This is a genomic window from Pseudomonas sp. N040 (assembly GCF_015637705.1).
GTDB lineage: Bacteria > Pseudomonadota > Gammaproteobacteria > Pseudomonadales > Pseudomonadaceae > Aquipseudomonas.
In genome coordinates this window covers 549,341-567,353 of record NZ_JADOBE010000001.1, presented here as the reverse complement: position 1 = coordinate 567,353, position 18,013 = coordinate 549,341, and the positions used below count along the sequence as shown (strand labels likewise).

General features: G+C 67.6%; 16 protein-coding genes. 9 read left to right on the top strand and 7 right to left on the bottom strand.

What is annotated here, in order from left to right; all coding sequences use genetic code 11:
* Positions 1–35: 35 nt before the first annotated feature.
* Together ISX93_RS02660 and ISX93_RS02655 are read right to left on the bottom strand one after the other, a co-directional pair.
* A complete protein-coding gene (locus ISX93_RS02660) occupies positions 36–1,043 on the bottom strand; it encodes an asparaginase (RefSeq protein WP_195777131.1) in 1,008 nt (335 codons plus the stop codon).
* A gap of 105 nt (positions 1,044–1,148) precedes the next feature.
* Positions 1,149–2,591 (bottom strand): alanine/glycine:cation symporter family protein, encoded by a 1,443-nt coding sequence (locus tag ISX93_RS02655; protein ID WP_195777130.1) that lies wholly within the window; start codon positions 2,589–2,591, stop codon positions 1,149–1,151.
* Positions 2,592–2,772: 181 nt separating this feature from the next.
* Between ISX93_RS02655 and ISX93_RS02650 the strand changes: the two genes are divergently transcribed.
* Positions 2,773–3,588, top strand: a complete 816-nt coding sequence (locus tag ISX93_RS02650) for a helix-turn-helix domain-containing protein (RefSeq protein ID WP_195777129.1) — start codon at positions 2,773–2,775, stop codon at positions 3,586–3,588.
* A 213-nt stretch (positions 3,589–3,801) separates the two neighbouring features.
* Here ISX93_RS02650 and ISX93_RS02645 read toward each other — a convergent pair whose 3' ends face one another.
* The gene (locus ISX93_RS02645) at positions 3,802–5,226 is read right to left on the bottom strand and encodes an aspartate ammonia-lyase (protein WP_195777128.1); all 1,425 of its coding nucleotides are present in this window, start codon (positions 5,224–5,226) and stop codon (positions 3,802–3,804) included.
* Positions 5,227–5,497: 271 nt separating this feature from the next.
* Here ISX93_RS02645 and ISX93_RS02640 point away from each other — a divergent pair, with 271 nt between their 5' ends.
* Positions 5,498–6,409 carry a LysR substrate-binding domain-containing protein gene (locus ISX93_RS02640; protein ID WP_195777127.1) on the top strand — a complete coding sequence of 304 codons (912 nt, stop codon included), beginning with the start codon at positions 5,498–5,500 and terminating at the stop codon, positions 6,407–6,409.
* A 43-nt stretch (positions 6,410–6,452) separates the two neighbouring features.
* Here the strand turns inward: ISX93_RS02640 and ISX93_RS02635 are convergent, their stop codons facing one another.
* The 3 genes from ISX93_RS02635 to ISX93_RS02625 form a co-directional block, all read right to left on the bottom strand.
* The gene (locus ISX93_RS02635; RefSeq protein WP_195777126.1) at positions 6,453–7,553 is read right to left on the bottom strand and encodes a polyamine ABC transporter substrate-binding protein; all 1,101 of its coding nucleotides are present in this window, start codon (positions 7,551–7,553) and stop codon (positions 6,453–6,455) included.
* Positions 7,554–7,600: 47 nt separating this feature from the next.
* On the bottom strand, positions 7,601–8,629 hold the full coding sequence (locus tag ISX93_RS02630) for a histone deacetylase family protein (protein WP_195777125.1): 1,029 nt from the start codon (positions 8,627–8,629) through the stop codon (positions 7,601–7,603).
* 118 nt (positions 8,630–8,747) lie between these two features.
* A complete protein-coding gene (locus tag ISX93_RS02625) occupies positions 8,748–9,743 on the bottom strand; it encodes an AraC family transcriptional regulator (protein ID WP_195777201.1) in 996 nt (331 codons plus the stop codon).
* A 252-nt stretch (positions 9,744–9,995) separates the two neighbouring features.
* Here ISX93_RS02625 and purE point away from each other — a divergent pair, with 252 nt between their 5' ends.
* The 3 genes from purE to ISX93_RS02610 all read left to right on the top strand — a co-directional run bounded on the left by purE (position 9,996) and on the right by ISX93_RS02610 (position 12,207).
* Complete coding sequence (gene purE, locus ISX93_RS02620) at positions 9,996–10,487, top strand: 5-(carboxyamino)imidazole ribonucleotide mutase (RefSeq protein WP_195777124.1); 492 nt, start codon at positions 9,996–9,998, stop codon at positions 10,485–10,487.
* Positions 10,488–10,490: 3 nt separating this feature from the next.
* The gene (locus ISX93_RS02615; RefSeq protein ID WP_195777123.1) at positions 10,491–11,579 is read left to right on the top strand and encodes a 5-(carboxyamino)imidazole ribonucleotide synthase; all 1,089 of its coding nucleotides are present in this window, start codon (positions 10,491–10,493) and stop codon (positions 11,577–11,579) included.
* A gap of 94 nt (positions 11,580–11,673) precedes the next feature.
* Complete coding sequence (locus ISX93_RS02610; protein ID WP_195777122.1) at positions 11,674–12,207, top strand: DUF3299 domain-containing protein; 534 nt, start codon at positions 11,674–11,676, stop codon at positions 12,205–12,207.
* Between the two features lie 222 nt (positions 12,208–12,429).
* On the opposite strand, the gene ISX93_RS02605 is transcribed toward ISX93_RS02610, so the two are convergent.
* A complete protein-coding gene (locus tag ISX93_RS02605) occupies positions 12,430–13,326 on the bottom strand; it encodes a D-hexose-6-phosphate mutarotase (protein ID WP_195777121.1) in 897 nt (298 codons plus the stop codon).
* A gap of 218 nt (positions 13,327–13,544) precedes the next feature.
* On the opposite strand from ISX93_RS02605, the gene ISX93_RS02600 reads away from it, so the two are divergent.
* From ISX93_RS02600 to ISX93_RS02585, 4 genes are all read left to right on the top strand, one after another.
* Positions 13,545–14,714, top strand: a complete 1,170-nt coding sequence (locus ISX93_RS02600; RefSeq protein ID WP_195777120.1) for an efflux RND transporter periplasmic adaptor subunit — start codon at positions 13,545–13,547, stop codon at positions 14,712–14,714.
* Complete coding sequence (locus tag ISX93_RS02595) at positions 14,711–15,394, top strand: ABC transporter ATP-binding protein (RefSeq protein ID WP_195777119.1); 684 nt, start codon at positions 14,711–14,713, stop codon at positions 15,392–15,394. The genes ISX93_RS02600 and ISX93_RS02595 overlap by 4 nt, the downstream gene beginning before the upstream one ends.
* Positions 15,394–16,608: an ABC transporter permease gene (locus ISX93_RS02590; RefSeq protein ID WP_195777118.1), complete on the top strand. Its 1,215-nt coding sequence runs from the start codon at positions 15,394–15,396 to the stop codon at positions 16,606–16,608. The genes ISX93_RS02595 and ISX93_RS02590 overlap by 1 nt, the downstream gene beginning before the upstream one ends.
* Before the next feature lie 127 nt (positions 16,609–16,735).
* Positions 16,736–17,932: an ABC transporter permease gene (locus tag ISX93_RS02585; RefSeq protein WP_195777200.1), complete on the top strand. Its 1,197-nt coding sequence runs from the start codon at positions 16,736–16,738 to the stop codon at positions 17,930–17,932.
* Positions 17,933–18,013 lie beyond the last annotated feature (81 nt).

The window sequence follows — 18,013 nt, the reverse complement described above, 5'->3', positions numbered from 1 at the left end:
CGGATTGCGCCACGCGTTAAGCGCCAGGCAGGCCGCTAGCGTTCCAACTGCCATTCAGCCAGCTCGCCACACAGGTCGAGGCCGAACAGGCGTTCCACCTCGGCCTGGCCGAGGCCCGCGCCGAGCAGGCTGAACAGCTTGCCCAGCGCCGCCTCGCGGCCCATGCCGGCACCACTGACCAGGCCGCAGGCGGCCAGGCCGCTGCCGGCGGCGTACACATCGAACTGCACATGCCCCTGCGGACACTGGCTGATCGCCGCCAGCACCACGCCGCGGGCGTGGGCCTCGCCCAGCACGGCGAGGATCTGCGGGTCATCCGCCGGCCCGGTACCGCTGCCGTAGCACTCCAGCAGCAGGGCCGCGACCCCGCTGTCGAGCAGCGCGCGCAACTGCGCCGCGTGCAGGCCGGGAAACAGCGGCTGCACCGCCACCGCCACCGGCCGCCGTGGCTGGCGGTAATGCAGCGCGGCGGGCAGCTCGCCCAGGCGCTGGCCATGCCGCGGGCGCTGGTGCTCATGGAAGGCGTCGAAGGCCTCGCTGTGCCACTTGCTGGCGCGCGCGCCATGCAGCAGGCGCCCGTTGAAATACAGCTGCACACCCGGGGCCACGCCGCGGGCGAGCAGGGCCAGGGCACCGAACAGGTTGGGCCAGGCATCGCTGCCGGCCACCCCGGCCGGCAGCATCGAGCCGGTCAGCAGCACCGGAATCTCCAGCCCCAGCAACAGGAAGCTCAGCGCCGCCGCGCTGTAGGCCAGGGTATCGGTGCCGTGCAGCAGCAGCACCGCATCGCAGCCCTGCGCATCGACCGCCGCGACGATCGCATCGCGCATCGCCAGCCAGTTGGCCGGGGTCATGTTGGCGCTGTCGAGCAGCGGCAGCAGCTCGGCGAACTGCCAGGGCGGCGCCGGGCGTTCCGGGTGGGCGGCCTGCTCGGCGCGCAGCCGCGCCTCGAAGCCGGAGGCCGGGGCCAGCCCGCTCGCGCTCATCTGCATGCCGATGGTGCCGCCGGTATAGAGCACCAGCAGCTTCTGTGAAGGATTCATGGGATCAACCTGGCGACTGTCGGTTTCGCTTGCAGTGTACTGGCCGGGCCGGGTCAGTGGCAGGGAAAAGGGGGCCGTAGCCCCCACTCCTTCAGCTTGCCTGCCTCAGCGCTGCTGCAGGCTCAGGTCGCGGGCGACCACCGCCTCGTCCCGGCCCTGACCCTGGCGCGGCCAGGCGAGCGGATCCAGGTCGAGGTCGGCATAGGCCTGCGGATCGAATACCGGCGAGCGCACGCCGGCCTTGATCTGCCCGTCGTAATCGCGCATCAAGCGCAGGCCGGTGTTGAACAGCAGGAACAGCGCGGCCAGGTTGACCAGCGCCAGCAGGCCCATGGTCACATCGGCGAAGCCGAACACGGTGGACAGGTCCTGCATCGAACCCCACAGCAGCAGGCAGACCACCAGCACGCGGTAGAGTTGCACCAGCCAGCGCTTCTCGCTGAAGAAGCTCAGCGCGTTCTCGCCCAGGTAGTAGTTGTACACCAGGGTGGTGAAGACGAAGAGGGTCAGCGCCAGGGTGACGAAGATCCGCCCCCACTCGCCCACTTCGGCGGCCAGCGCGGTCTGCGTCAGGACCACGCCGGCCATCTCGCTGCCCGGCAGGTAGACGCCCGAGAGCAGGATGATCAGCGCGGTGCTGGTGCACACCAGGATGGTGTCGATGAACACGCTGAGCGACTGCACGATGCCCTGCGCCGCGGGGTGGTTGACCTCGGCCACGGCGGCGACGTTCGGCGCACTGCCCAGCCCGGCCTCGTTGGAGAACAGGCCGCGCTTGACGCCCATCAGGATGGCCGCGCCGATGCCGCCGGCGAACGCCGGCTCCAGGCCGAAGGCGCTCTTGACGATCAGCGCCAAAGTGGCCGGCACCTCGCCGATATTCATGCCCAGCACCACCAGCGCCATGCCGATGTAGGAGAAGGCCATGACCGGCACCAGCACGTCGGCCATGCTGGCGATGCGCTTGATACCGCCGAAGATGATCAGGCCGATCACCAGCACCAGGGCGATGCCGCTGACATGGGTGGGCAGGCCGAAGGTGTCGTGCAGCGAGGTAGCCACGGTGTAGGACTGCACGGCGTTGAAGCCGAAGCCGAAGGTCACCAGCAGCAGGATCGAGAAGATCACCGCCAGCCAGCGCTGGCCGAGGCCATGCAGGATGTAGAAGGCCGGGCCGCCACGATAGGTGCCATCCGGCTCGGCACGCTTGTACAGCTGCGCCAGCGAGCACTCGAAGTAGCTGGTGGCCATGCCGAGCAGCGCCACCAGCCACATCCAGAACACCGCGCCCGGGCCACCGAGCATGATCGCCACCGCCACCCCGGCAATGTTGCCGGCGCCGACCCGTCCGGCCACCGAGAGCATCAGCGCCTGGAACGAGCTGAGATGCCCCGGCTGGTGCTTGAAGGCTTCACCGAAGATGCGGAACATGTCGCCGAAATAGCGGAACTGCACGAAGCGCGAGCGAATCGAGAAATACAGGCCGAGACCGACCAGGGCGACGATCAGAACCTTGCTCCAGAGCAGGTCGTTGAGAAGATCTAGCATGGGGACATCCCTCATTGTTGTTGTCAGGACTGCCGTTCGCCGGGAGCGGCACACGCAGAGCCAGCTGCGGCTGTGCGCCAATCCTCGGCGGGGATGGCGGCCCGGACAATTTCGCGGGTTGCACCTAGCTGATGCGAGTTGATGCTATATTCGCGTCACCCGCATCACTTGGCAGAGCCGCATGTCCGACGCCCTCGGTAGCAACCTCCAGCTGCTGTGCAATCACTATAAGTCGATCGCCGAGGTCTGCCGGCGGCTGGCGATCAACCGCGCCCAGTTCAACCGCTACCTGTCCGGACAGAGCCGGCCGACCCGCCACAACCTCAAGCGCATCGGTGATTTCTTCGGCGTCGAGGACTACGAGCTGGTCCTGCCCAGCGAGCAGTTCGCCGAGCTGGTCGGCGCCCGCCGGCAGCACCCGGCGCAACCGGCCAGTGATCCGCTGCTCGAACTGCTCGAGCCGCTACGCGCCTACTCCAGCTCGCTGGCGCGCTACTGCGGCTACTACTTCGAGTACGCCAACTGCATGTCGGTGCCCGGGCACATCCTGCTGTCGCTGGTGCACCTGCGCGAGGAACGCGGCAGCTACCTGTTCGAGCGCCAGGAGCGCCAGGAACCCGCCCGCGGCGGCAGCGGCAAGGCCGAGGACTGGGTGCGCTGCCGCTACCTGGGCACCGCCTTCAACCTGCAGGAGCGGCTGTTCCTCATCGACTACGAGTCGCTGACCGGCAACGAGATGAGCCAGACCATCCTCATCCCCAGCTTCAAGAGCCGCATCATCCGCCTCAACGGCCTGAAGACTGGCGTCTCCAGCGGCGACCTGCGCACCCCGGCGTGCACCCGGGTGGTCTGGGAATACCTCGGCACCGAGATCAATCGGGTCAGTGCCTATCGCCAGGTGATGCTCTACCGCCCGGACGACCCGCGCATCGACGACGACGTGCGCCAGCGCCTGGCAGCGGCGCATATCCGCGACGGGCTGTTCGAGATCGAGTGAAACAGCGACGGTCCTTGCGTAGGGTGGAAAACGCCGCTTGCGGCTTTTCCACCGGGGCGTCCATGGTGGATAACGCTACGCGGTTATCCACCCTACGCGGTTCAAGCATTCAACAACTAACGGGGACATAGCCAAAAAAAACGGGCTGCACTTTCATGCAGCCCGTAAAGGTCGGGGCTGGCCCCCGACAAGCAGGTTCGTAGTAGCGCCGACTCAGGCCTTGAGCGGCACCAGGCGCGGCGCAATCATGTGTTCCGGGCGCAGGATGTCGGCCAGGCTGGCGTCATCCAGCAGCTGCTCCTCGCGCACCAGTTCCAGCACGCCGCGGCCGCTGTCCAGCGCCAGCTTGGCGATGCGCGTGGCGTTCTCGTAGCCGATGTAGGGATTCAGCGCGGTGACCAGGCCGATCGACTGCTCGACCAGCTGCCGGCAGTGCGCCTCGTTGGCCGTGATGCCGTCGATGCAGTGCTCGCGCAGCATGTCCATGGCGCGGGTCAGCAGGCGGATCGAGTCGAGGATCTTGTAGGCGATCAGCGGCTCCATCACGTTGAGCTGCAGCTGGCCGGCCTCGGCGGCGAGGGTCAGTGCCAGGTCGTTGCCGATCACCTCGAAGGCGACCTGATTGACCGCTTCCGGGATTACCGGATTGACCTTGCCGGGCATGATCGAGCTGCCCGGTTGGCGCGCCGGCAGGTTGATCTCGTTGATGCCGGTGCGCGGGCCGCTGGAGAGCAGGCGCAGGTCATTACAGATCTTCGACAGCTTGACCGCAGTGCGCTTGAGCATGCCGGAGAACAGCACGAAGGCGCCCATGTCCGAGGTCGCCTCGATCAGGTCGGCCGCCGGCACCACCGGATGGTTGCTGATGATCGCCAGGCGCTCGACCGCCAACTGCTGGTAGCGCGGATCGGCATTGATGCCGGTGCCGATCGCGGTTCCGCCCAGGTTGACTTCGGTCAGCAGCAGCGGCGCCAGGCGCTTGAGGTGCTGCAGGTCCTCGCCGAGGGTGGTGGCGAAGGCGCGGAATTCCTGGCCGAGGGTCATCGGCACGGCGTCCTGCAGCTGGGTGCGGCCCATCTTCAGCACGTGGGCGAACTCCAGGCCCTTGGCCGAGAGCGCCTGGATCAGCCGGTCGAGGCTGCCGAGCAGGAAGTCGTGACCGAGCAGCAGGCCGACGCGGATGGCGGTCGGGTAGGCATCGTTGGTCGACTGCGCCATGTTCACGTCGTTGTTCGGGTGCAGGTACTGGTACTCGCCCTTCTCAAAGCCCATGGCTTCCAGCGCAATATTGGCGATGACTTCATTGGCGTTCATGTTGGTCGAGGTGCCGGCACCGCCCTGGATCATGTCGACCACGAACTGCTCGTGGAACTCGCCCTGAATGATCCGCGCACAGGCGGTGCTGATTGCCGTGTGCTTGGCGGCGGACAGGTGGCCCAGCTCGCGGTTGGCGTCGGCGGCGGCCTGCTTGACCATGGCCAGGGCGATCACCAGCTTCGGGTAATGCGACAGCGGCACCCCGGAGAGTCTGAAATTCTGCACAGCACGCAGGGTCTGGATCCCGTAATAGGCCTCACAAGGGACTTCCAGGCTGCCGAGCAGGTCTTTTTCGATACGGGTTGATGCGGCAACGGACATGACGGTCAAGCTCTTCGGAAATACGGCAGGCGCCGCGATGTCCAATAGAATAAGGCCTTCAAACATTTGCCGGCCAATGCTGTTCGAGGCTATGGTATGCCGTATCGGCATAATGTCGCCGTGACTCGGCACGGATGTCGCGCGTATATAATTTTGCACAGCTTTCCCGCAGGGTGGGTGCAACCCGCGCGGCCAATGTCCACGCCACAGGCCACGGCGGAAAAGGCCTGCGGCCGTTTTCCACCCTACGCCTCCGGGCCACGGAGAATCGATGAACCTGGAAACCAAGTGGCTGGAAGACTTTATCGCGCTGGCCGCCACCCGCAGTTTTTCCCAGGCCGCCGAGAAGCGCTTCGTCACCCAGCCCGCCTTCAGCCGGCGCATCCGCAGCCTGGAAGCCATGCTCGGGCTGACCCTGGTCAACCGCGCGCGCACGCCGGTGGAGCTGACCGAAGCCGGCCAGCTGTTCCTGATCACCGCACGCAGCCTGACCGAGCAACTCGGCGAAGTGGTGCGCCACCTGCACAACATCGAAGGCCAGCAGGGTGAAGTGCTGCAGATTGCCGCCGCCCACTCGCTGAGCCTGGGCTTCTTCCCGGCCTGGATCGCGCAACTGCGCGCACAGGGCCTGCCGCTGAACACCCGGCTGGTGGCGAGCAACGTCGGCGAGGCGGTGCATGCCCTGCGCGAGGGCAGCTGCGACCTGATCCTCGCCTACTACGACCCGGATGCCGCGCTGCAACTGCCGCCGGAGATCTTCCCTTCGCTGCACCTGGGCAGCACGGCAATGCTGCCGGTGTGTGCCGTCGACTCGGCCGGTCAGCCGCTGTTCGATCTGGATGCCGGGCTCAACGTACCGCTGCTGGCCTACAGCGCCGGCGCCTTTCTCGGCCGCTCGGTGAACCTGCTACTGCGCCAGCGCGCCCTGCGTGCCACCACGGTATACGAGACGGCGATGGCCGACAGCCTGAAGAGCATGGCCCTGCAAGGCCTCGGCGTGGCCTGGGTGCCGCGCCTGTCGGTGACCGCCGAACTGGCACGCGGCGAGCTGGCCATCTGCGGCGGCGAGCACTGGCAGGTGCCGCTGGAAATCCGCCTGTACCGCAGCGCCCTGCAGCGCAAGGCCGGGGTGCGCCAGCTGTGGCGCACGCTGGAGCATGCCGAGGACAGCTCCGGCAGCTGAACGGGCTGCCGGGAGCCGCGCCGATGCGGCCCCGGCGGGTGGCTCAGGTACCCGACTTGACGGACGTCCAGACCCGCGTGCGGATCCGCTCGACTTTATTCGGCAGCGGTTGCAGGACGTACAGGCTCGCCTGTGCGGCGGCAGTCGGAGTCAGGTTGGGGTTGTCGCGAATGGCCGGACTGACCAGCGTCATCGCCGCCGCGTTGGGGTTCGGATAGCCGAGGAAGTCACTGACCGGCGCGATGACCTTGGGCTCCAGCAGGTAATTGAGGAACTCATGGGCCTCACTGACATTGCTGGCGCTGGCCGGAATGGCGAAGGAGTCAAACCACAGCGGCGCACCTTCCCTGGGCAGGCGCCAGTCGACCACCACGCCGTTGCCGGCTTCCTTGGCGCGATTGGCAAACTGGTAGAAGCTGCCCGAATAGCCGATGGCCACGCAGATCTCGCCGTTGGCGATATCGGTCATGTACTTGGCCGAATTGAAGTAGCGCACATACGGCCGAATCTTCATCAGCAACGCGCTGGCCTTGTCATAGTCCTCCGTGCGGGTGCTGTTGGGGTCGAGGCCCAGATAGTCGAGGGCGATCGGCACGATCTCGCCAGGCGAATCGAGCATCGCCACCCCGCACTTCTGCAGCTTGGCGATGTTCTCTTCCTTGAACAGCAGATCCCAGCTATCCACCGGGGCGTCGGCACCGAGTGCCGCCTTGACCTTCTCCGGGTTGAAGCCGATCAGCACGGTGCCATACATGTAAGGCACCGAATGCTCGTTGCCCGGGTCATTGGCGGACATCAGCTTGAGCAGGCCCGGATCGAGGTTCTTCCAGTTCGGCAGCTGACTCTTGTCCAGCTTCTGGAACGCGCCGGCCTTGATCTCGGTCTCGAGGAAATTGTTGGTCGGCACCACCAGGTCATAGCCGGAGTTACCGGTCAGCAGCTTGGCTTCCAGCCCCTCATTGGTCTCGAAAATGTCCCAGGTGACCTGGATGCCGGTGTTGGCCTGAAAGGTCTTGGGCACTTCGGGCAGGATGTAATCCGCCCAGTTGTACACGCGCAGCTGCCGCGTTTCGGCGCCCGCGGAGCCGGCCAGCAGGGTTGCTCCACACAGGGCAGCACCCACAAAACATTGGAGTCTGTTCATTGTCATGTTCTCTGCGTTGATGGAAGACGTGTTGTGTACGGCGCCGCTCAGGCGCCGCTGAAACCCTCGAGCACATTGACCGCGTTGATGCCAATGGCCTCGACCGCATAGCCGCCTTCCATGACGAACAGGGTCGGCAGGCCCAGCGCAGCGATGCGCCGGCCCATGCTCAGGTAGTCGGCACTGTCGAGCTTGAACTGGGAGATCGGATCGTCCTTGAAGGTGTCCACCCCCAGCGAGACCACCAGCACGTCGGCAGCGTATGCAGCGATGCGCTGACAGGCCTGCTCGAGCGCGGCGCCCCAGGCATCCCAGGCACTGCCCGCGGGCAGCGGATAGTTGAAGTTGCAGCCGGCACCGGCGCCCTCGCCCTGTTCATCGGCGTAGCCGAGGAAGAACGGAAACTCGATCGCCGGATCCCCGTGAATCGAGGCGAACAACACGTCGTTGCGCTGATAGAAAATGTCCTGGGTGCCGTTGCCATGGTGATAGTCGACATCCAGGATGGCGACCTTCCGCCGCCCCTGGTCGAGGAAGGCCTGGGCGGCAATCGCCGCGTTGTTCAGGTAGCAGTAGCCGCCCATCAACTCGCCGGCTGCGTGATGTCCGGGGGGCCGGCACAGGGCGAAGGCGCTGTGCTGTCCCGCAGCGATCGCCCGCTGCGCACTGAGGGCTACCTGCGCGGCACTGTACGCCGCCCGCCAGGTGCCGGCAGTGATCGGCGCGCCGCCGTCGAAGCTGTAATAACCGAGCTGGCCGTGCAGATCGCGCGGCAGGATCTGCCGCAGGGTGCGCGCGGGCCAGGTAAAGGGCAGCAGGTCGCCCTTGCCGCCCTCGTCCAGCCAGCGCTGCCAGGCGCCCTGGAAAAAATCCAGGTAGGCCGTACTGTGAATGCGCTCGATCGGCGCCCGACCAAAATCGTCCGGGGCGAGCACTTCGCCAAGCTGGCGATCCTTGACCCGCTGCAGGATGAAGTCGGCGCGCTGGGGTTTCTCGAAACAGGGCATCAGCTTGCCGTCGATCAGCTCGCTGTTGCCGTGATGCAGGTGGTGGTCATCGCTGTAGTAAGTCAGCATGAATCAGGCTCCGCTGGAAGGACTGGCTGATTCTTCTCCCATTCCAGGCGCAACAAGAATGCTGGCGGCGGCCAATAGGGGATCGAAGTGGCCAACTTTCCATGGCCGCAACCGCCGCTCAGGCGCGGTAACGGCTGGGGGCTATGCCGCTCCAGCGCTGGAAGGCGTGGCGGAAGCTGGCGGTCTCGCTGAAGCCCAACAGCTCGGCGACCCGGCAAACCGGCATATCCTGCTCGCCCAGCAAGTGTTTGGCCCGGGTAAAGCGCATGTCGTCGAGCAGGCCCTGATAGCTGGTACCCAGTGCCTGCAGATGGCGGCGCAAGGAGCGTGGCGAGCAATGCAGCTGCACCGCCAGCTGGACCAGCGTCGGCGGCGCGGCGAGATCGGCCAGCAGCAGTTCGCGGACCCGCTCCAGCCACAGCTGACGATTGCTGAACTCGGCATTCAGGCGCCGGCAGCGGGCACGGATATCCGCGTTGGTCACCGGATCGGCCAGCGGCAGACGCTGCAGCAGCAGGCTGGCCGGAAAGGCAAACGCATTGCGCGCCGCCTCGAACTGCCGGGCACAGCCAAAGCTGCGCCCATAGTGTTCGGCATAGTCCGGCGGAGCATGCCGAAACTGCGCCGCACTGGGCCGCAGCGGCCGCCCGAGGAGATCTTCGCAGAGCAGCTTGAGCGAGGCCAGGCACATCTCCACATTGAACACTTCCAGGTTGTCCTGGATGCAGTAATCGCTGGCACTGATCCACGCCAGCTCGTCCTCGACTACCAGCTCGAGCCGGAAATAGGTGCCCAGCAGAGCCGGGTACTGCAGCAGCAGGTCCCAGGCCTCGCCAAAGGTGTTGCTGGAGAGTGCCGCATAACCGAGCAGACCGTAGGCCGACACATGCATGCGGCAACCCAGTTCCAGGCCCAGTTCGGCGCAAAACTGCAGGCCGTTGCGGCAAACCTGCTGCTCCTGCAAACGGGTGATCCGCACATCCGGGTTGCCCAGCTCGGTCTCGCGGATGCCACTGCCATGCAACAGCACCTGCCGGGTGGCCTCGGGATGGCCGGCGAAATGCTCGAGGAGCATGGTCACCACGTGCAGGGTGGTCAGCTTGGAGTACAGCAACATCCGTCATTCACCAAGGCATGAAGGGTTCCGAGCGCGCCAGACGCCGGTCTGGGCCGTGGTTGAGCGCGGATTGAGCGGGGCGCCTGATGGACGGTAGCCGCATTGGGCCCCCGCTGCCATCTTTACGCTATAATGCGCGGCCCCGGGCTGCCCACAGAGCGGCCTGAACCCCACATGACAAGCCACGCCCACTGCGTGGCTTGTTGGTTTTTGACGCGCCATCCCGGCGCACCCTTATGAGGCAAGACGATGAGCGCACTGGTTGGCGTGATCATGGGTTCCAAGTCGGACTGGAGCACTCTCAGCCATACCGTGGAGATGCTCGAAAAGCTCGGCATCCCCCATGAAGTCAAGGTGGTCTCCGCCCACCGCACGCCGGACCTGCTGTTCCAGTACGCCGAACAGGCGGCCGGGCGCGGCATCCAGGTGATCATCGCCGGCGCCGGCGGTGCCGCCCACCTGCCGGGCATGTGCGCGGCCAAGACCCACCTGCCGGTGCTCGGCGTGCCGGTGCAGTCGTCGATGCTGTCGGGGGTCGACTCGCTGCTGTCGATCGTGCAGATGCCCGCCGGCGTGCCGGTCGCCACCCTCGCCATCGGCAAGGCCGGCGCGGTGAATGCCGCCCTGCTCGCCGCCAGCATCCTCGGCCACCAGCACCCCGAGTTTCACGCGGCGCTCAAGCAGTTCCGCGCGGAACAGACCGCTGCGGTGCTGGACAATCCCGATCCGCGCGAGGCCTGAACCATGAAAATCGGCGTTATCGGTGGCGGCCAGCTGGGCCGCATGCTGGCCCTGGCCGGCACCCCGCTGGGCATGAACTTTGCCTTCCTCGACCCGGCCCCGGATGCCTGCGCGGCAGCCCTTGGCGAGCACCTGCTGGCCGACTATAACGACCTGCCGCACCTGCGCCGGCTGGCCGATGAAGTCGACGTGGTGACCTTCGAGTTCGAGAGCGTGCCGGCGGAAACCGTGGCCTTCCTCTCCCAGTTCGTCCCGGTTTATCCGAGCGCCGAAGCCCTGCGCATCGCCCGCGACCGCTGGTTCGAGAAATCCCTGTTCCAGCAGCTGGGCATTCCGACCCCGGCCTTTGCCGATATCCAGACGCAGGCCGACCTGGACGCCGCGGTGGCCAGCATCGGCCTGCCGGCAGTGCTCAAGACCCGCACCCTCGGCTATGACGGCAAGGGCCAGAAAGTCCTGCGCAAGGCCGAGGACGTCACCGGCGCCTTTGCCGAGCTGGGCAGCGTGCCGTGCATCCTCGAAGGCTTCGTGCCGTTCACCGGTGAAGTCTCGCTGATCGCCGTGCGCGCCCGCGATGGCGCCACGCGCTTCTACCCGCTGGTGCACAACAGCCACGACACCGGCATCCTCAAGCTGTCGATCGCCAGCAGCGACCACCCGCTGCAGGCGCTGGCCGAGGACTATGTCGGCCGTGTGCTCAAGCAGCTGGATTACGTCGGCGTGCTGGCCTTCGAGTTCTTCGAAGTGGACGGCGGCCTGAAGGCCAACGAGATCGCCCCGCGCGTGCACAACTCCGGGCACTGGACCATCGAAGGCGCCGAGTGCAGCCAGTTCGAGAACCACCTGCGGGCCATCGCCGGGTTGCCGCTGGGCGCCACGCGCAAGGTCGGCGAGAGCGCCATGCTCAACTTCATCGGCAGCGTGCCCGAGGTGGGCAAGGTGATCGCCTTCGAGGACTGTCACCTGCACCACTACGGCAAGGCCTTCAAGGCCGGGCGCAAGGTCGGCCATGTGACCCTGCGCAGCGTCACCCGCGACATCCTCGATCGCCAGATCATGGCCCTGGAAACCCTGATCGACCAGCACGCCTGAGGCGTTCCGCTGCCTCTGCCGTTTACGGCACCGGCAGCGGAACCCCCGCGTTGCGCAACGGTCAGAACCGCGTCGATATCGCGAGCCAGCCAGCATGCACCGCCTCCTGCTCTGCCTGTTACTCCTCCCGCTGCTGGCCCGTGCCGAGCTGGCGGAAACCGACTGGCTGGAACTGATGCCGCCGGCAGACCGCCAGGCACTCGAGGCCATGCCCGAAATCAGCCATGCCGGCCCCGAAGGCGACGGCAGTTTCACCAGCCCGGGCGGGCTCAAGCAGCAGGCGCAGGACCTGCCGGCGGTGATGTACTCGAACAGGACCGTCGCCGCCCTGCAGGGCAAGAGCATTCGTATCGGCGGCTACCCGGTGCCGCTGGAAAGCGATGGCCAGGGCCGCAGCACGCTGTTCTTCCTGGTGCCCTACCCCGGCGCCTGCATCCACGTGCCGCCCCCGCCGCCGAACCAGATCCTGCTGGTGCGCTACCCCAGGGGCATCCTGCTCGAGGACATCTACGCGCCGCTGTGGGTCGAGGGGCAGCTGAACATCGAGCCGGTCAGCAACGCGCTGGCCGATGCGGCCTATGCGCTGGACGCGCGCACTGTGCGGCTGGTGCAGGAAGAGGATCTGTGAGGGGTTGGCAAGCCATTTTGGCTGGCATTTTCAGCGAGTCACAACGCAGCGTTTTCCTCGGCTTTGGGCTACAGGTTGCGCCCTGCACGGCGCTTCACTTTCTCTTTGCACAAGCAAAGAAAAGTAAGGCGACCGGCAGGGCGAAACCAGAGCCGTCAAGCAACCGCAATAATCAGCCCGGCGCAGCCAATAAATCAGCCACGGCCTGACAATCCTTCACCCCTACTCATCCAACGCCTCGCTGGACAAACTCAACCCCAGCACATGCTCGCCGCCCGGCAGCAGCAGCACATGGTCGTCCAGCACATTCGCCGTCTCGATGCACAGCATGCCCTGCCAGGCATCGGCGGCGAACTGGGTCAGCTGCCGGCTCTTGTCGAGCCACGGGTTCCACACCACCGCCGAGCGCGAGCCGCTGGCCTCGAGGACCAGCCGCCGCTGCCAGCCGGCATCGTGCAGCTCCAGCCGCGCCGGCAGGTCCAGGTAGATGCGGTCGGTCTCCCCGGCAAACTGCACGGCACCGGCCTGCTGCTGCTCGGACCAGTCATCCAGCGTCTCGATGTAGCGGCAGCCGTCCAGCCCGTGCACACGCACCTGGCGAATGTCACTGACCGCGAAGTAGCTGTGCAGCGCCTGGCTGATGGCCAGCGGCGCGGCACCCAGATTGCGCGTGGTCAGGCGCATGTGCAGCTGCTCGCCCAGCTCGATCTCCAGCCGCAGGCTGGCGGCATGCGGCCAACCGGGCAGGCCGTCGGGCAGCGCCAGGGCAAAGCTCAGGCGCACCGCGCCCGCCTGCTCGAGCACCTCCAGCAACTGCCAGGCGAGGCTGCGCGCCAAGCCGTGAAACGGTGCGGCGCCCTGCACCATCGCGCGCACTGCCGGCGGGTTGCGCTGCAGGTCGCCAAACCACGGCCAGCACACCGGCACCCCGCCGCGCACGCCCTGGCCACGCAGATAGCGCGCCTGTTCGCTGAGCCAGATCAACGGCGGCTCGCCGTGCCGGCGGTAACTTAGGATTTGGGCGCCCTGCTCGGCAACCAGCAATTCGGCGCCGGCGGTGGTAACCCGCCAGCAGACCAGCTGTTCCCGTTCAATGCGTTCGATTCGGCTGCTGGACATGCGCACATTCCCTGGCGTGAAGTGGGCCACGATGGTCGCAGTCCGGCCACGGCGATGCAATGCGCGAGGAGCGGCGTGCAGGCGAATCGACGAGCAGTGCGCAGGAAGGGCCAAGCGCAGCGCTAGCAAGCACTCACGCCCTCGCTGAGTAGCGGCACCAGCGCTGCAACCCATTCTACGGACTAACCTGAAGCAACCATCCCGCAACGGAGCAACCCATGCGCAAGATCCTCATCGGCCTGTTGATCGTCGCCTGCCTCGCCGCCCTCGGCTGGTGGTGGAAGCGGCCGCAGCCGCTGACGGTGACGCTGGTCGAGGTCGGCAGCGGGCCGGTGGAGAGCCTGGTGGCCAACAGCCGCGCCGGCACCCTCAAGGCCTGCCGCCGTTCGCACCTGTCGTTCAAGCTCGGCGGCCAGGTCAGCGAGTTGCTGATCCGCGAGGGCCAGCGCGTCGCCCAGGGTCAGGTGCTGATGCGCCTGCGCCAGGATGACCAGCAGGCGCGGGTGACCGAAGCCGCAGCCAACCTTGCCGCCTCGCACAACGCCCGCGAACAGCGCTGCAGCCAGGCGCAGCTCGACCAGCGCGACCTGGACCGCGTGCAGCACCTGGCCGAGCGCAAGCTGGTGGCCGAGGATCAGCTCGACCAGGCCCAGACCCGCGCGCGCCTGGCGCAGCTACTGTGCCGGGCCAGCGGCCAGCGCATCGAGCAGGCCGCAGCCAACCTGGCGCTGCAGAATGCCCTGCTCGATCAGACCACCCTGCGCGCCCCGTTCGCCGGCATCGTCGCCGAGATCAACGGCGAGCTCGGCGAGTACGTCACCCCCTCGCCGCCGGGCATTCCCACCCCGCCGGCGGTGGACCTGATCGATGACAGCTGCCTGTACGTGGAAGCGCCGATCGACGAGGTGGATGCCGCCCGCGTGACGGTCGGCCTGCCGGTGCGCATCAGCCTCGACGCCCTGCGCGGCCAGCATTTCGCCGGCAAGGTCACGCGCATGGCGCCGTTCGTGCGCGATCTGGAAAAGCAGGCGCGCACCGTGGATATCGAGGCGCGCTTCGACCAGCCGCCCGCCGGGGTCGACCTGCTGACCGGCTACAGCGCCGATGTCGAGGTATTGCTGGAACAACGCCAGGACGTGCTGCGCATCCCTACCGAAAGCCTGCTCGACGGCCAGCGGGTACTGCGTTACGACGACGCCGCCGGCGTGCTGCGCGAAGTCGCGGTGACCCCCGGGCTGGCCAACTGGCGCTGGACCGAAGTCGGCAGCGGCCTGCAGGCCGGCGACCGGATCGTCGTCAGCCTCGACCAGGAAGGCCTGGTGGACGGCGCTCGCGTGCGGCCGCTGGACGCCGACCCGGCCGCCGGCACGCCGGAGCCCGCCGAGTGATCCGCCTGCGCGGGGTCACGCGTTGCTTCGAACTCGGCGGGCAGCGCGTGATGGGCCTGGATGCCGTCGACCTGGACATCGCCGCCGGCGACTATGTGGCGGTGATGGGCCCGTCCGGCTCCGGCAAGTCGACCCTGCTCAACGTGCTCGGCCTGCTCGACGTGCCGGATGCCGGCGAATACTGGCTCAAGGACGAAGCCACCAGCAGCCTCGACGAAGTGCGCCGGGCCGAGCTGCGCAGCCGCTGGATCGGCTTCGTGTTCCAGTCCTACCACCTGATCCCGCGCCTCACCGCGCTGGAAAACATCGAGCTGCCGATGCTCCTGGCCGGCATCGAGCCGGCCGAACGGCGGCGGCGCAGTGCCGGGCTGGTCGAGCGCCTGGGCCTCGGCGACCGCATCGCCCATCGCCCGGCGGAACTCTCCGGTGGCCAGCGCCAGCGCGTCGCCATCGCCCGCGCGATGGTCATGCAACCGGCCCTGCTGCTGGCCGACGAACCCACCGGCAACCTCGACAGCCGCTCCGGCGGCGAGGTGGTCGGCCTGCTCGAGGAGCTCAACCGGGATGGCCTCACGCTGGTGGTAGTGACCCATGACCCGGCGCTCGGCGCGCGCGCCAAGCGCCAGCTGCAGATGCGCGACGGCCTGATCGTCGGCGACCACCCGCAGGCCGCCGGCTGATGCGCAGCGCCGATGCCCTGAACCTGTGCCTCGGCGCGCTGCGCGGGCACCGCTCGCGCAGCCTGATGCTGTTGCTGGCGATCGGCATCGGGGTGATCGCGGTGAACCTGCTCACCGGCCTGGGTGAGGGCGCGCGCGGCTTCGTCCTCGAGGAGTTCGCCATGCTCGGGCGCAACACCCTGATCGTCCTGCCCGGGCGCAAGGAAACCACCGGCGGCATGCCGCCGGTCACCGGCCTGGCGCCGCGCGACCTGACCCTGCAGGACGCCGAGGCCGTGGCCCGCCTGCCGCAGGTGCGCCGGGTCGCGCCGTTGCAGGCCGGGCTGATGGAAGTCAGCTACGCCGGCCGCGCCCGCGAGACCTTCACCCTCGGCACCAGCCGCGACTTCTTCGCCATTCGCCAGCTCGACGTCGACCAGGGCCAGCTGCTGCCGCGGCTGGCCTTCGACCAGCCGCAGGCGGTCTGCGTGATCGGCAATACCCTGCGCCGCGAACTGTTCGGCAACCGCCCGGCGCTGGGCGAATGGCTGCGCGCCGGCGACCGGCGCTTCCGGGTGATCGGCATCCTCGCCGAGCGCGGCGAATCACTCGGCATCGACTTCGGCGAGGCGCTGATCATCCCGGTGGCCAACGCCCAGGCGCTGTTCAACCGCGAGGGTCTGTTCCGCCTGTTCGCCGAGGTGCGCGGGCCGAGCCTGGTGGCCAGCGGCAAGCGGCAGATCCTCGCCCTGCTCAAGGAACGCCACGAGGGCAAGGAAGACGTCACGGTGATCAGCCAGGACTCGATGCTCGCCGCCTTCAACGACATCCTCAATGCCCTGAGCCTGGCGGTGGCCGGGATCGCCGCGATCAGCCTGCTGGTGGCCGGGATCCTGATCATGAACGTGACCTGGATCGCGGTGAACCAGCGCACCGCCGAGATCGGCCTTCTCAAGGCGCTCGGCGCGACGGCGGCGCAGGTGCACCTGCTGTTCCTCGGCGAGGCCGCGCTGCTGGCCCTGTGTGGCGGCCTGGCCGGGCTGCTGCTCGGCGAAGGGCTGCTCTGGCTGGGACGCTGGTTGTGGCAGCTGCCGCTGTACACCCCGGCCTGGGCGCGCGCCAGTTCGCTGCTGCTGGCCATGGCCACCGCGCTGCTGTTCGCCTGGCTGCCGGCCAGCCGCGCCGCAGCGCTGGAGCCGGTGGCCGCACTGCGCCCGGCCGGAGCGCGGACATGAACCGCCCGCGCGCTCGCCTGACCGTAGGGTGGGCTTCAGCCCACCGTCTCCCAGCACAACTGTATTGGTGGGCTGAAGCCCACCCTACGCATGTACGCCGGCAGACAAGCGCGGATGACCGGCCATGATGCGCCTGGCCGACGGCTTCCACCTGACCGCCACGGCGCTCACCAGCCGGCCGTTGCGCAGCCTGCTGACCCTGCTCGGGGTAGCCATCGGCATCGCCGCGGTGGCCCTGCTCACCGCCATCGGCGAGGGCCTGCGCGGCTATGTGCTGGAGAATTTCTCGCAGTTCGGCACACGGATCATCGCCGTGCACCCGGGCAAGACCCAGACCGGCGGGATCGGCGGCCTGCTTGGCAGTGTGCGCCCGCTGACCCTGGCCGACGCCGAGGCGCTGCGCCAGCTGGCCCATGTGGAGGCGCTGGTGCCGATCATCCAGGGCAATGCCGACGTGCAGTTCGGACAACTGACCCGCCGCAGCGACGTGATCGGCGCCGGCTACCAGTTGCTCGAGGCCTGGCGCTTCCAGCTCAGCCTCGGGCAGTTCCTGCCGCCGGCGCGTGACGGCCGCTCGCCACCCCAGGCGGTACTCGGCGCCAAGCTGCACCGCGAGCTGTTCGGCGGGCGCAACCCGCTGGGCGAGCTGATCCGCATCGGTGACACGCGCTTCCGGGTGATCGGGGTGATGGCGCCGAAAGGCCAGCTGCTCGGCTTCGACCTCGACGAGATCGCCTACATCCCGGTGGACTGGGCGGAGGGCCTGTTCAACCGCGAGGGGCTGATGGAGATCGATCTGGTGTTCAACGCCGGCACCAGCTCGCGGGCGATGAGCCAGCGCATGCGCCAGCTGCTGCTGGAACGGCATGGCGCCGAGGATTTTTCCCTGACCACCCAGGATGACATGCTCGCCAGCCTGAACCGCATCCTCGGCACCCTGAGCATCGCCATCGGCGCGCTCGGCGGCATTTCCCTGCTGGTCGGCGCGGTGGGCATCCTCACCATCATGACCACCACTGTGGCCGAACGCACCGCCGAGATCGGCCTGCTGCGCGCCATCGGCGCCAGCCCGCGGCAGGTGCTCGGGCTGTTCCTCGCCGAGGCCACCCTGCTGGCACTGGCCGGTGGCCTGCTCGGCCTGCTGCTGATGGGCCTGCTGCTCGGCGGCCTGCACCTGGCCCTGCCGGGCATCCCGCTGACGCTGCAACCGTTGTTCCTGCTGGCCGCCCTGCTGCTGTCGGCGCTCATCGGCGTGGCCGCCGGCCTCGCCCCGGCGCGCAACGCCGCGCGCCTGCCGCCGGTCGAGGCGCTGCGCAGCGAATAGTCTGGGCAGATAGTCGGTAGGAGCGAGCTTGCTCGCGATGCTCTTGCATGCGCCTATCGCCAGCAAGCTGGCTCCTACAGG